This window comes from Mesorhizobium sp. BH1-1-5 (assembly GCF_020165615.1).
In the GTDB taxonomy this organism is placed as follows: Bacteria; Pseudomonadota; Alphaproteobacteria; order Rhizobiales; family Rhizobiaceae; genus Mesorhizobium.
In genome coordinates, this window is the sequence record NZ_JAIUIM010000004.1 from 102,295 (window position 1) to 115,330 (window position 13,036).

General features: G+C 60.0%; 13 protein-coding genes and 1 pseudogene. 8 read left to right on the forward strand and 6 right to left on the reverse strand.

Features of this window, described 5'->3' with window-relative positions; all coding sequences use genetic code 11:
• Window positions 1–70 precede the first annotated feature (70 nt).
• The 4 genes and pseudogenes from LB572_RS06805 (at window position 71) to LB572_RS06820 (ending at window position 2,449) form a co-directional block, all read left to right on the forward strand.
• Entirely contained in the window at window positions 71–253 is a 183-nt protein-coding gene (locus LB572_RS06805; protein WP_140802862.1) for a hypothetical protein, read from the forward strand.
• Window positions 254–352: 99 nt separating this feature from the next.
• Complete coding sequence (locus LB572_RS06810) at window positions 353–721, forward strand: hypothetical protein (RefSeq protein WP_224667187.1); 369 nt, start codon at window positions 353–355, stop codon at window positions 719–721.
• 708 nt (window positions 722–1,429) lie between these two features.
• A pseudogene (locus LB572_RS06815) lies at window positions 1,430–1,718 on the forward strand (hypothetical protein).
• Between the two features lie 71 nt (window positions 1,719–1,789).
• Window positions 1,790–2,449 carry a DUF6766 family protein gene (locus LB572_RS06820; RefSeq protein ID WP_224667188.1) on the forward strand — a complete coding sequence of 220 codons (660 nt, stop codon included), beginning with the start codon at window positions 1,790–1,792 and terminating at the stop codon, window positions 2,447–2,449.
• A 296-nt stretch (window positions 2,450–2,745) separates the two neighbouring features.
• Here LB572_RS06820 and LB572_RS06825 read toward each other — a convergent pair whose 3' ends face one another.
• Both LB572_RS06825 and LB572_RS06830 read right to left on the reverse strand, forming a co-directional pair.
• Window positions 2,746–3,030 carry a DUF982 domain-containing protein gene (locus tag LB572_RS06825; RefSeq protein ID WP_224667336.1) on the reverse strand — a complete coding sequence of 95 codons (285 nt, stop codon included), beginning with the start codon at window positions 3,028–3,030 and terminating at the stop codon, window positions 2,746–2,748.
• Between the two features lie 185 nt (window positions 3,031–3,215).
• Complete coding sequence (locus LB572_RS06830) at window positions 3,216–5,522, reverse strand: FdhF/YdeP family oxidoreductase (protein ID WP_224667189.1); 2,307 nt, start codon at window positions 5,520–5,522, stop codon at window positions 3,216–3,218.
• Between the two features lie 1,431 nt (window positions 5,523–6,953).
• Between LB572_RS06830 and LB572_RS06835 the strand changes: the two genes are divergently transcribed.
• The 3 genes from LB572_RS06835 (at window position 6,954) to LB572_RS06845 (ending at window position 9,039) form a co-directional block, all read left to right on the forward strand.
• Complete coding sequence (locus LB572_RS06835; RefSeq protein WP_140802893.1) at window positions 6,954–7,151, forward strand: hypothetical protein; 198 nt, start codon at window positions 6,954–6,956, stop codon at window positions 7,149–7,151.
• A gap of 105 nt (window positions 7,152–7,256) precedes the next feature.
• Window positions 7,257–7,709, forward strand: a complete 453-nt coding sequence (locus LB572_RS06840; protein ID WP_224667190.1) for a DUF2231 domain-containing protein — start codon at window positions 7,257–7,259, stop codon at window positions 7,707–7,709.
• On the forward strand, window positions 7,696–9,039 hold the full coding sequence (locus LB572_RS06845) for a PQQ-dependent sugar dehydrogenase (RefSeq protein WP_224667191.1): 1,344 nt from the start codon (window positions 7,696–7,698) through the stop codon (window positions 9,037–9,039). Before LB572_RS06840 ends, LB572_RS06845 begins: the two co-directional genes overlap by 14 nt.
• Before the next feature lie 46 nt (window positions 9,040–9,085).
• On the opposite strand, the gene LB572_RS06850 is transcribed toward LB572_RS06845, so the two are convergent.
• Window positions 9,086–9,247, reverse strand: a complete 162-nt coding sequence (locus LB572_RS06850) for a hypothetical protein (RefSeq protein WP_181179270.1) — start codon at window positions 9,245–9,247, stop codon at window positions 9,086–9,088.
• Window positions 9,248–9,923: 676 nt separating this feature from the next.
• Entirely contained in the window at window positions 9,924–10,205 is a 282-nt protein-coding gene (locus LB572_RS06855) for a hypothetical protein (RefSeq protein WP_140802854.1), read from the reverse strand.
• 139 nt (window positions 10,206–10,344) lie between these two features.
• Between LB572_RS06855 and LB572_RS06860 the strand changes: the two genes are divergently transcribed.
• Window positions 10,345–11,556, forward strand: a complete 1,212-nt coding sequence (locus LB572_RS06860; RefSeq protein ID WP_224667192.1) for an NAD(P)/FAD-dependent oxidoreductase — start codon at window positions 10,345–10,347, stop codon at window positions 11,554–11,556.
• A gap of 29 nt (window positions 11,557–11,585) precedes the next feature.
• Here the strand turns inward: LB572_RS06860 and LB572_RS06865 are convergent, their stop codons facing one another.
• Both LB572_RS06865 and LB572_RS34685 read right to left on the reverse strand, forming a co-directional pair.
• A complete protein-coding gene (locus LB572_RS06865; protein ID WP_224667193.1) occupies window positions 11,586–12,599 on the reverse strand; it encodes an ATP-dependent DNA ligase in 1,014 nt (337 codons plus the stop codon).
• Window positions 12,593–13,024, reverse strand: coding sequence for a GFA family protein (locus LB572_RS34685; protein WP_412033541.1), 432 nt, complete (start codon window positions 13,022–13,024; stop codon window positions 12,593–12,595). Before LB572_RS34685 ends, LB572_RS06865 begins: the two co-directional genes overlap by 7 nt.
• Between the last annotated feature and the right edge of the window lie 12 nt (window positions 13,025–13,036).

The window sequence follows — 13,036 nt, forward strand, 5'->3', positions numbered from 1 at the left end:
CCACCGCACCTGCCACATCCTTTGGAACGTTAACATATGTGAATCGTTTACCGCTTGAAGGGGCGGTTCGATGGAAAATGGCCATAGCCCGCAATTGGACGATTACGTCCGCCAACTCGTGGAAACGACTGGCATCACGAAAGCCGAGGCGCTGGAGTTGATCTATTTGCTCGGCCTCAATTGGGCTTCCCTCGTCAGAGAGGCCAAGGCCATCAAGGCCACGACGGCGACTAGCCCGGGATCGCAGATCTAGGTTTGCGGGCGGTGGCGCGTCAGCTGCCTATCGTTACGCATCGCAAGAGCCCTGATGAATGCCACGGCGCCGACGTCACAGCCATGCCTGGATGGTCCGTTGGAACTAATGATCGCCTTGGCCTGCTTTAGAGTGAGGTCGTATTTGTCGGCGAACGTCTGGGGATCATACGCATCCTTCCAATCGCCAATCGGTTTCATCGTCCGCGCCTATCTGTTGCGGCTACATCAACGTGGCCCGGCTCGGAAAGTTCAACGTCATGCTCAATTGACCGAAGCGGACGCAGGTCGTTTGCCTGCCTCCGATCCAGGGCCGCCGGACCTAACGGCCGACGGAAACCACGACCTTCAGGTGGCGCAGCCATCTTTTGTTGATGCGATCCTCTATTGCGTTGAGGATGTCGGCAAAAACATGCCGAGGAAGCTCCAAGCCTTCGATCGTTCCTTTTTGGTACTGCCGATTTTCTAGCGATTATATATTTGACAAACGGGTAATGCGATAACGAATCCAAAGAGTTATCTATACGTTAATTCTATCCCGCACCTACTTCCACGACTAAGCCGCCGAAGGACGACGAGCCGAAGAAAGGCGTGAAAAACGCTAGCCGTTAACAGGTGTTAGGGCGGCGGAATTATCAAATGATAATTGCGGGCAAAGGAGCGTTCGCGCTCTCGCGCCAACCTCTCAATGAGGCGGCGCTGGCGGGCGATCAACGCCTCGCCTTCGCGGACGTAGCGCTGTGCCATTTCCAGTAGGTTTCGTCGGCGCGCCCGTTGAGTATCGCGTTATCGCCGCCCAGTCTCGTTAACTTTGTTGGCCAGATCCCTCTCGGTCGTTGCCCCGGCTTTGAAGGCAGCAATGAGGACCGTTCCTAACCATTCCCGTTCCGCAGTGTCGGCGTCGGCTGGGAGGAGCTTTTTCAATACCCGCGCAAGCATGGCCATATCATCAGGGCCGATGAACTCCTTGGGCGGTATATGCATGGCACACTCCGGAACCGCAGCGGCCCAGCCTGCTTATCAAGGTGACACAGGATTTGCGGGCCGGGCCTATCCAGCGGCTTGCACCCCTGGATACCTTATTGCTGCATCCGCTCTGCGGCATTTCCTTAACAAATGATATGCGGGCTGGAACCGTCATAGCCCTGTTGCATGAAAGCCACTCGATCATCCGGGTTTGTCAAATGTCGCCGATTTTCTACCCCGGCCGCCGGGTTTTTACGGGTCGTGGCCGCAATGGTTGCCTGTACGGCCCTGGTCCTTTCAGCCTGACCGATACGGTGACCTAAGCGCTATCCGTTGTCGCAATCGCCATCACGGGAGTCGTGCTCCTTCAGGGCTATCGCGAGACTGCCGCCATCCATGCGAAGCTTGATGAAATCATCGTTGGACTGGAGGAGACCAGGAATGATGTCATCGGACTTGAGCATGCCGACCCGAAAGAGATTAAAGTTGAAATTGGATGAGTTGGAAAGGGAGGCGGGGGCCACCGACGCTTGAAGCGCGGGCCGGGGCGAAGACCAAGGAGATACCGACAATGCGTTTCTTTCGGAACAACGGCCTGCTCATCGTTGTCTTCTCAATCTTCCTGGCATGTTTGATAGGTCAGGCCGTGTCGGGCTATTTCGCCGACCAGCAAGACAGAACGATGCATGGCCTGGCAAGCCAGTCCTTTACGTCCTTTCTCGTCTCGGGCGAGTTTCTGGAGAGTGTTTTCGAGAATTGGGAGAGCGAGTTCCTGGAGAAATGGGCCTATGTTTTTCTCACCGCCTATCTGGTGCAGCGCGGCTCGGCCGAGTCCAAGGACCCGGATGCGGATTCGCCGGAAGACAAGAATCTCGCCGATCATCGCGCAGACCCGAATGCACCTTGGCCGGTAAGGCGTGGCGGAGCCATTCTTTGGCTCTATTCACATTCGCTAGGCACCGCGCTCTTCCTGATTTTTGTCGCTACATTCGTGTTCCATCTTTGGCAAAGCACACGTCACGCCGCGGAGCAGGCTGCTCAGCACCACCAGCCGGCGGAGACCATTCTGGCGCATCTCATTTCAGGGCAGTTTTGGTTCGAAAGCTTCCAGAACTGGCAAAGCGAATTTCTGTCGACGGGAGTCCTTGTACTGCTGGCAATTTGGCTGAGAGAGCGCGGCTCTCCGGAAAGCAAGCCCGTACACGCGCCGAATGCGAAGACTGGCCACTGACATCTTAGTCCGCTATTTGCCGGACTCGTCCGGTTGCTTGTGGAACATCCGGCTTGCCCCGCTGTTCGGCATCATGGACGGTCTGCGCTCGCGTCGCAACCAAAGTGATCTGAAATCTTCTCCAAGCCCGCCGACGCGCGGAGCGTCTGATCGGCGAAACCGGCTCGGCCATCGCCGGGAGCCACATTTGCTGCGGCAGTCCCGACTGTTGCTGGATCGGATCGGGGTGACACTAGCCTTTGTCCGCCTTGGCACACTGCACAAGGCGCTCGGCAAGGAGCCCGCAGGAAATAGCGTCAAGCCTTGTCGCCTAGGAAAATCCTTGCATCCTTTGCGGCGGCAACAAAGGCCTCACGCGCCACCCGGGGCGGCTTGCCGTCCCGCAAAACCGACAAACATGCCTTAATTGCATGATGTCGCGCGCTGGACTCCGGCTTCGGCCAAGTGTGCAGAAGCACCTCGGCTGCGTCCAGCACGCTGACCACAACCCGATCACGATCGACCCGGCCTGGCTGCACGATAACCGGTTTGCGAAAACGTTTGGTGCGTTCCGAACGCATGATCGCTTTGCCGCTGACCATTTCGCCCAACAGAAGCGCTCAATTGCCGTCTCCATCAACAACCTATGTTAAGGCGGCGCCGTCGAACGTGTAGCAAAATTACTAGGCCTTTGTGCCCTCACTTAGGCCCGGCCCGGCCTGCGTTCCTGTATCTCGGGCAAACTCGCAGGCCGGGCGTCGTGCGTCAGTCATTTCACCAGCCAGCCTCAGCCATGCGTCACGATGCGGACCGGCACCGACTTTGCTGCCGGCACATGTGCCTTTTCGGCTCGGTGCCATAGTGGAATAAGCGGATTGAGCTCAGGGTAATAACCTGCGCAATCTCCGCACGGAATTGAGTAGGGCGTCACGCGCAGCCCGCGGACACGGCGCTCGACGCCGTCGTCTGCGGCGGATTCCAGATCGATCTCCTCGCCGTCTTGCAGTCCTAGCCGCTCGATATCGTGCGCGTTCATGAGCAGCACCATCCGCGTTCCATTGATGCCGCGCAGCCGGTCACGATAGCCGTAGATCGTAGTGTTGAACTGATCGTTCGAGCGAACGGTAATCAATGTCAGCACGTCCGATCGCGAAACATTGATATCGGGATCCGTCTCCAGCATCGTCGGCGGTTTGAAGTTCGCCTTCTTGTTCGGCGTCTGCCACACTCGCTTCGAGGCCTTGATGTCGCGATGAAATCCGCCCGGCATCAGGAAGCGTTTGTTGAAATCCTTGAAATGGTCGGGGAAGCAGCGCTCGATCTCGTCGCGCACGCGCGCATAGTCTGCCACCCATTCATCCCACGGAATTGAGCTTCTCCCCGCGACCGTCGCCTTGGCAAGCTCGGCAACTATGCGCGGCTCGGAGAGCAGGTTGGCGCCCGCCGGCGGACGATAGCCAAAGGAACCATGGATGCAGGCGGTGGAATCCTCCATCGAGACATGCTGCTCTCCAGCAGCCTGCAAATCTTTTTCGATCCGTGAGAGGCAGGGCAGCAGATAGGTGACGGCTCCCGGTATCAGGTGACTGCGGTTCAGCTTCGTGGCGATCTGGACATGCAATCTCAGATGCCGCCAAGCGTCTTCGACAAGACCGGTCTCGGGAACGGCGCGCACGAAATTTCCGCCCAGCCCGATGAAGGCCTTGACCGAGCCGTCGATCACGCCTTCGCATGTCTCGACGGTGTCGCGGCCTTTCTCGCGCGGCGGATCGAACTGGTAGAATTCGGCGAATTTGTCGAGCGGCACCAGCTCGGGTTTTTCGGAGATGCCGACGGTGCGTTGGCCCTGGACATTGGAATGGCCGCGAAGCGGAGACACGCCGGCGCCCGGTTTGCCGATATTGCCGCGCATCAGCAGCAGGTTGCAAAGCATATGGACGTTCTCCGTCCCGTGCCGGTGCTGTGTCAGGCCCATGCCGTAATTGCCGATGACCGCCGACGCTTTGCTGTAAACGTCCGCCACATGCTCGAGATCGGCGCGCGCGATGCCCGAGCGCGCTTCGATCTTTTCCCAAGATGTGCGCCGCAGATAGGCTTCGAACTCATCGAAACCATGCGTGTGTTCCTCTATGAAGGCCGTGTCGAGAACGCGCTGTGCGCCGGCCTTCTTCGCCGCGTCATCGAGCGCCAGAACGGCTTTCGCAATGCCGGTCATGGCGGCGATGTCGCCGCCGCCGCGGATCTGGAAGAAATCGCTGGACATCCTAGTGCCGGCGCCCGGCGATAGCATCTCGACCGGACTCTGCGGATTTTTGAAGCGCTTCAGGCCGCGCTCCGGCAATGGGTTGAAAGTGATGACGGGTATGCCGCGCTGGCGCGCCTCCTCGATCGGGTGAAGCAATCGTGGCGCGCTCACGCCGGTGTTGTGGCCGAAGAAGAACATCAGGTCGCAATGGCTGAAGTCCTCCAACTGCACGGTTCCGACCGGCGAGCCGATGGACTCGGGCAGGCCGACCGAGGTCGACTCGTGGCACATGTTGGAGGAGTCCGGCAGATTGCCCGAGCCGTAGATTCGCGCGAACAGCTGATACATGAACGACGCCTCGAGCGAGGCGCGGCCCGAGGTGTAGAACACCACCGATTTCGGATCGAGCTTCCGGAGTTCTTCGCCTATATCGCGGAACGCGGCTTCCCACGACACCGGCTCGTATTTGTCGGTGACCTCGTTGTAGCGCATTGGCTCAATCAGCCGGCCCTGTTTTTCGAGATCATGATCGGGCCAGTCGAGCAACTCGTTCACGGGATGGACCGCGAAGAACTCCGGACCGCAGCGCCGTTTCGTCTGGTCCCAGATCGTGGCCTTGGCGCCGTTCTCGCAGAATTCGAAAGGACGCGGCTGGGCAGGCTTTGCCCAGGAGCAGGAGACACACATATAGCCGTCGGCCTTGTTCTGCTTGAGCAGCGTGTTCCAAATGCCCGACATCAGCAGGCCTTCGCCGCGCGCTTTGCGGATCAATGATTTGAGGGATCCCCAGCCTCCGGTCGGGTGATCGTACTTGCGGATTTCAACATGGTCGGAGGTGGAGGGCTGCATGGCGGGACTCGGTGGTTATCGCTTTAAGCCCCAACCTTTCCGGTGCCACTATGTTCCGGTCATCGGCCAGGTTGCCGCGTTCTTCCAATGGAACAGGACAGGGCCGGTCAGCTAGGATTTATTCAACGCGCTCGATACGACCCTTATCAAGGCGAAAGACGCCGTTCTGGCCGCCTTGTTGTTCAAAGTCGGTTTGCAGTTCATCCCATGTGCCGAGATACCGGCCGCAGTCGGTGCACGTGATTTTCGTGGACGGAACGGCATTCGCCGGAATCCGCAGCCTTATTGTAAGGCAGTACGGGCATTCGAGCATGTGGTCGAGATATCTCGGGATTTCCGACAGCGATTTTCTCCCTCAATATGGCGGGAGCATCAAAGTTGGCTACCAAACGTTCGCGTGCCATGCGAAGGCGAACGACGATAGAACGATGCGCATCTGCTAGTATGCATGCAATAACATGCGATAGTCCCTCGGAACAAACTCCGACTAGGTGGTTTCGAACAAACTCCGACTAGGTGGTTTCGCCAGATCGAGGATTGTCCCATGACATCTGAGCGCCTCGTGATCTCGCGCAAAGGTGCTGTCCAGCGGTTGGGTTCGGGAGATCGGCATAACTGAGAAACAAGCGATTGAAGTCGCTATGCTGCCGGGTGCTCAATGTGGCCTCGCTCGTTCGCGAGGCGAAAGTGCTGCTGCGCTTACGCTGATATCACCGCCAGAATTCTGAACCTCAACCCAATTGCGACTTAGGTCGCATCTCGTAGCGTATTAGTCCGGCAGCTGAAACAATCTGACGCCGGTCTCATTTGATCCCGAGACCGGCGAGTAACGAGTCCCTTCATTGCCGGTCACGATTGCAAGCACCCGCTTCGCAGGTGGTGGCGGGTGCTTGTTTTTAAGAAAGTGCAGCCGCATGCATTCGGGGGAATTGATTGCAAACCTCTTTTGCTATCCTTCTCCTAGCATGCGCAATCTGGGTCGTTTTCGTATTTCGCCAGTGAACCGATCTGGCCGCAGCACCATCTGGGAAAGATGGTGATCCTGTTGCCACCAGATGCCACCACCACGTCGTCAATCAAGGCGACGAAGCACCCGCATTTGCCGGATGCTGTCGATATCAGCCGGATAGGGCCGAGACCTAGATAAGGCGCTGGGCCGCCTGTTCCCTGGCGCAGCCGGCCGTCGGCTGAACGGATGTGGGTGTTCGGTTTCTTCAACGCTGATAGGCGCGATCGCCACAATTTTTCCGCCCTCGTCGAGGATGGGCGTCACCAAGAGCAGTCGCGTCGGCGCCTCTCGGCTAGGGCTTGCGGGACGATTACTGCGACCTCGCGTGGAACCGTCTGGTCGCTGGTTGGTTGGCTGAATATGAAGCGACGCGAGAGGTCAATGCTCGCCACGCAAAAATGCCTAAAGGTGAGGAGGCCAGTATGGCTTCGCGACGCAACGGTGCTCCCGGCACCACCGAGCAAAAGCCGCGCTGGGAAGGTCCGCCCGAAAATCGGCCGCCCGGCTATCTGCCCGCGCAAGACAATCCGGACAAGGATCGCGATGCTGCGGGTGAAAACCTGAAAGATCCCGATAGACGCGGACTGCGCGATGCCGTGAAAACGAAACGGAGCAAATAGCAGCGCCGCCTGCGCGATCACCTTCCGGTGACCGAATCAATTTGGTGGAACATTCGCCTTTTCGCCCTGTTGGATTTCCACCAGCAGCGCGGAAAGGAGCATCCCATGGACAATCCGCGATCCACGGCCAGCATAGCCGGCCATCCTATACACCCAATGCTCGTCACCATCCCGATCGCCTGTTTCGTCGGGGCCTTGCTCACCGATATCGCCTACTGGCGAACAGCCGAAATGACCTGGGCCAATTTCTCGGCCTGGCTCCTCACCGTTGGCGTCATCGTCGGCATCCTGGCCGCCATAGCGGGGCTTACCGACTTTCTAGGCGGCCGCAAGATACGAGACCAGCCCACTGCGTGGCTGCACATGGCCGGCAACCTCGTGGTGCTCGTTCTGTCCTTCTTCAACATGCTGATCCACACGCGCGATGCATGGACGTCCGTCGTGCCGACCGGACTGATCCTGTCGGCGCTGGTGGTGATCATCCTGATCTTCACCGGCTGGCTCGGCTGGGCACTGGTCTACCGGCATCACGTAGGAGTGGCCGATGAGACGGTTTGATAGCGCGATAAGAAGGACGACGGCGGCGCTTTGCTGTGCAATGGCCCTGGGCGTTGCCGGCTGCAGCGACGACAACACCGACCCGAACACCCAGATCGGTCCCAATCCGAAGCTGCCGGAGATAAACCAGTACCTGTTCCCGCCGATGCATCTGGCCTCGGTGGTCGGCTGGAAAAACGACGAAAAGCCGACTGTTGCGCAAGGCCTGCAGATCGAGGCGATGGCCAAGGGGCTTCAGCACCCGCGCTCGCTTTACGTGCTGCCCAATGGCGACATCCTGGTGGTGGAGTCGAAGGCGCCGACCGAAGCATCGGTCAAGCGGCCCAAGGACGTCGTCATGGGTTGGGTGGAAGGCTGGGTCACCTCCGGCGGCGACACCGGGCCGAGCAACCGCATCACGCTGTTGCGCGACACCAATGGCGACGGCAAGCCGGACTACCAGGGCGTGTTCCTCGACCATCTCAACTCGCCCTTCGGCGTGGCGCTGGTCGGCAACGATCTCTATGTCGCCAACACGGACGCGATCATGCGCTATCCCTACCAGCCGGGCGACACCAAGATCACGGCGCCCGGCACGGTGCTGACGCAGCTGCCAGGCGGGCCGATCGATCATCACTGGACGAAGAGCCTGGTGGCTAGCCCTGACGGTTCGCTGCTCTATGTCGGCGTCGGCTCGAACAGCAACATCACCGAGAACGGCATCCAGGCCGAAAAGGACCGCGCCGCGATCTGGGAGGTCGACCGCGCCACTGGCCGCTCGCGGATTTTCGCCAGCGGGCTGCGCAACCCGAACGGGCTATCGTTCGAACCGGAAAGCAAGGCGCTCTGGACGGTGGTCAACGAGCGCGACGAGCTCGGGCCGAACCTTGTGCCGGACTACATGACCTCGGTGAAGGACGGCGCCTTCTATGGCTGGCCCTACAGCTATTATGGCCAGCATGTCGATCCGCGCGTGATGCCGCAGCGGCCGGACATGGTGGCGAAGGCCATTCCGCCGGACTACGCGCTGAGCTCGCATGTCGCGCCGCTCGGGCTTGCCTTCTACACCGCAAGCAACCTGCCGCAATCCTATCGCGGCGGCGCCTTTGTCGGCGAGCATGGCAGTTGGGACCGCTCCCGCTTCAACGGTTACAAAGTGGTCTTCGTGCCGTTCAGTGGCGGGCATCCGAACGGCATGGCGCAGGACGTCGTCACCGGCTTCCTCAACGACAAGGGCGAGGCGAGGGGCCGTCCCGTCGGCGTAGCCGTCGATAAATCCGGCGCGCTGCTGATTGCCGACGATGTCGGCAACACGGTATGGCGGGTGACCGCGGCGGCGCCGGCTTCGTGACGAGCTATTACGATCGCTAGATTTGAAACGCTTGATACGTCAGCACTCAGCCTTCGTCCTTGGTTTTCCGGGCTTCATCCTTGGCCTTCGCTTTCCCATGTTCTTTGGCCAGGTCTTTTGCCTGTTTCGGGGAAACGTCGGTTTGCTCGGCTATCCGCAGAGCTTCCTTGTCCGAAATGCGATGATCTTTCGAAGGGGTATTGGCCATCACAAAACTCCATGGGGTTGATTACGGCAAACGCCGTTCCCAAGGCGAACCTTCAGGTGACTTTTATGTTCCAGGCTGCTGCAGATCACCTCAAAAAGTGGGCGGCTGCGGTTGGTGAGCAACCCCGTTGCCGTGCAGGAGAACCCTGCAGTGGAACCTGCGCTTGGCCAGCATGTTGTTCCATCAGGTAACCCCCGTAGCAGGCACCCGAGATGGCCAACGAAGTCCCGACGAACAAAGCTCGACAAGGCAGAACCGGCACGCACGTGCTTTACATCCTCATCGGAGGATTGCTTTTGGCCGGCGTCGCGTGGGGCATCGCTGAATTGTATGGGGAACAGGCTAAATCACCGTCGACGCAGCAACCCAGCCAGAACTCAACTGCCCCAGCTTCCGACACGTCATCGGATCCGGCAATGTCCAAGACAGACACTGTGAACGGCCAGCCGGCAGATCAAAGTACCCAAGTGGATAGGAATCCAACGCCCCAGTCTAGTACAGGTGGCGACCAGCCGCGGACGCCGCCTTCGCCGCCCGCTTCGCCTTAAGCGAATGATGCCGTTCGCGGCAAGTTATGCTCGATCCACTTTATACTGTTGGTCCCCATCTCCAGTCCGCGCCGCTTTGGACCTACAGGCAGAAGTGTATGCGGCACGCCGCCGAACCACTGTCGCCCCTAAATCTCGTCAAACCGGCTGCCTTCCCGGGATGGATCGCGCGACAAAACGCGTTCTTCCTCATCGTCTGGAAGAGCTTCGTCGCTTTCCTGGAACGGGTTGTCATCGTCTTCTTCCGGAAGGTCTCCCTCCGGTTCGGCATCGTTCTTCGGGTCGCCGTTCACCGCGACGCTGTCGGGCAGGATTCTGCCGCCCTCGAGATCGTCCCAATCCTGTTGCTCGATGGTCGGAGCTTCAGTTTCCTCGGGCTTTTCAGGCCGCTTCCTGTCTTGCGGGTCCATGGTCTTCTCCAATGTTGAGCCTCGACTGGAGAACCTCGCGCGGGAAAAGTTGTTCCGACCGTGCCATGGATTGCCAATGCCATCGGTGGGGGGAACGGCATGGCGCGTTGCGACTTATCGTGCGGAACCGGGAACTTTCATGCTTCGCAAACTCGATCTCAGAAGCGGCACACCTGTCTGGTCTGCCTATCGCTCATCCGCGGTGCCGGCGGATCGTCTGACCCGAGATGTAAAGACCGACGTCCTGATCGTCGGCATGGGCATCAGCGGCGCCATGATGGCCGAGGCGCTGACCCGCGATGGCCATTCCGTGATTTGCATCGACAGGCGCGGGCCGCTGAAAGGTTCCACGGCGGCCACGACGGCGCTCGTCCAGTTCGAGATCGACCAGCCGCTCATAACGCTGTCCAATATGATCGGAGGCGATGCCGCTCGGCAAGCTTGGCGGCGCTCACGACTGTCGTTGCTCAACCTGCGCGGACGCATCGCGGAACTCAATATCAGCTGTCGGGCGGCAGGCACGCCGTCGCTTTATCTTGCCGGCAATCGGCTCGATGCGTCGGACCTGCGCCGCGAGGCGCAAGCACGTCGCGACGCGGGCATTGGAGCGTCCATCCTGACACGCCAACCGCTGAGAGAGACTTTTGGGATCGACCGCGCCGCAGCAATTCTGAGCCATGGCAATCTGGCGCTCGATCCGCGCAAATTGACGTCCGGACTGCTGAGCGCGGCCCTGCAACGCAAGGCGCGTTTCCATGCGCCGGCGGAAGCGACTGCGATCGAGGGCAATCGGCTCGGCGTGACGGTGGCGACCCGGGATGGCCCTATGATTAAGGCCCACCATCTTGTTCTCGCAACCGGATACGAACTGCTCGATATCGTGCCGAGTACCGGCCATCGCATCATCTCGACATGGGCGATCGCGACGCGGCCACAGCCGAAAAAACTCTGGCCGCTCGCCGCCATGTTGTGGGAGGCGTCAGATCCTTACCTTTATGTCCGTGCCACATCCGACGGCCGCGTGATCTGCGGCGGCGAAGATGAGGAGTTCACCGACGAGGAACGGCGGGACGCCTTGACCGCGCAGAAGACGGATCGACTGGAAAAAAAGCTCGCGAGCATCTTTCCGCAGCTCGACACGGCGGCTGAATTCGCCTGGAGCGGTTCCTTCGGAGCCACGGGCACCGGACTGCCCATCATAGGCACCCTGCCGGGACATCCGCGCGTGCAGGCGGTGATGGGCTACGGCGGAAACGGGATTACTTTTTCACAGATCGCGTCCGAGATCGTCTCGGCTTCCATCGCCGGCAGGGAGGATACGGATGGAAGCCTCTTCGCGTTCAAGGCCTGAACTTCCAGGCTTACGCCTGGCAGATCGGGCTACTCGATCTGCTCGAACGTGCATTGGCGCGGCGCCTTGTCCGGCCGCCAACGCAGCAACCTTGTGCCATGCCGGAAGCGATCGCCAGTGACATGATCGAAACGAACCTCCACCACGAGTTCCGGCTTTACCGGCTCCCATTCACCGCTGCGCTCGGTGCTCCAGCGGCTAGGTCCGCCGGGGGCCTTGCCGGTGAAGCCCGACCCTCCGCGCAACGCCTCGAGCTTCGTCGTGAGCGCCGCGCGGTCATCGTTGGATATGGTGGATGTAAAGCCGACATGATCGAGCTGCTCATTGTCATTGTAGAGGCCCAGCAGCAGTGATCCGACTTGCCGCTTGCCGTTCAGATAGCGGAAGCCGCCGACCACGCAATCGGCTGTGCGCAGCCGTTTGACCTTGACCATCGCGCGCTCGCCCGGACGATAAGGCTCGTCGAGCCTCTTGGCGACGACACCATCGGTCGAGCCATGACCAGCGCCTCGCAGCCATTGCGTAGCCGTGGCGACGTTCGTGGTGGATGGCGAGAGCCGAAGCCCGCCGTGGGACGCCTTAGCCAGAAAAGCCTCCAAAGCCTTGCGCCGATCGCTCAAAGATCGATCGAACATGGTCTTGCCGCCTGGGGCGACGAGCATGTCGAACAGGATCAACTGCGCCGGCGTCTCCAGGCTCAGCTTGCGGATGCGGCTCTCGGCCGGGTGCAGCCGCATTTGCAACGCGTCGAAGGAAGCACCACCGTCGATCTCGATGACGATCTCGCCGTCGGCGACGAAATCCTCGGCGTCGAGGCTTTGAATCGTCGCCATCAATTCGGGAAAGTAGCGACCAAGCGGCTTTCCGGATTTCGCCCTGAGGTCGACCGCCTTGTCGTCTTTGAAGGCAAGGCAGCGGAAGCCATCCCATTTCGGCTCGTATTGCCAAGAACCATCTCCCTCCGGCAACACGTCAGCGGATCGCGCCTCCATCGGTTGCGTGTCCAAGGGTAACGGAAAGTCGTTCCTTTTCGTCCCTACCATCGTTCTTCCGTGTCATGGTGCGGCAGGTCAATGCCGCAGCAAACCCAAGCGAGCCGCTGGGAGGAGCCATAATTATGTCGTGGCTCAAGCTCGGCCGGCTCGTCGAAGCTCCCGATATGCAGCGCGACCTCGTGCGGATTCGCGTCGTAGGCGTGGGTAAGCGGTGTACCGCAGGATTGACAGAAGCTTCTCCGGGCGATTGGCGAGGACCGGCGATAGGTTGGTTCCGTGGTCAGCCAGGAGAGGCCGGCCACAGGCACCCAGGCTAATACAGCGAAGGCACTCCCGGTCGCACGGCGGCACATATCGCAGTGGCAATAATGCACGCGCGGTTCGCCGGTCAGGCGGTAGCGGATGTTTCCGCACAGACACCCGCCATTTCGCTCGACGGCTGCGTTTGGCATAAACACGTCCGGTTCTTCCATCGAGTTTGAACG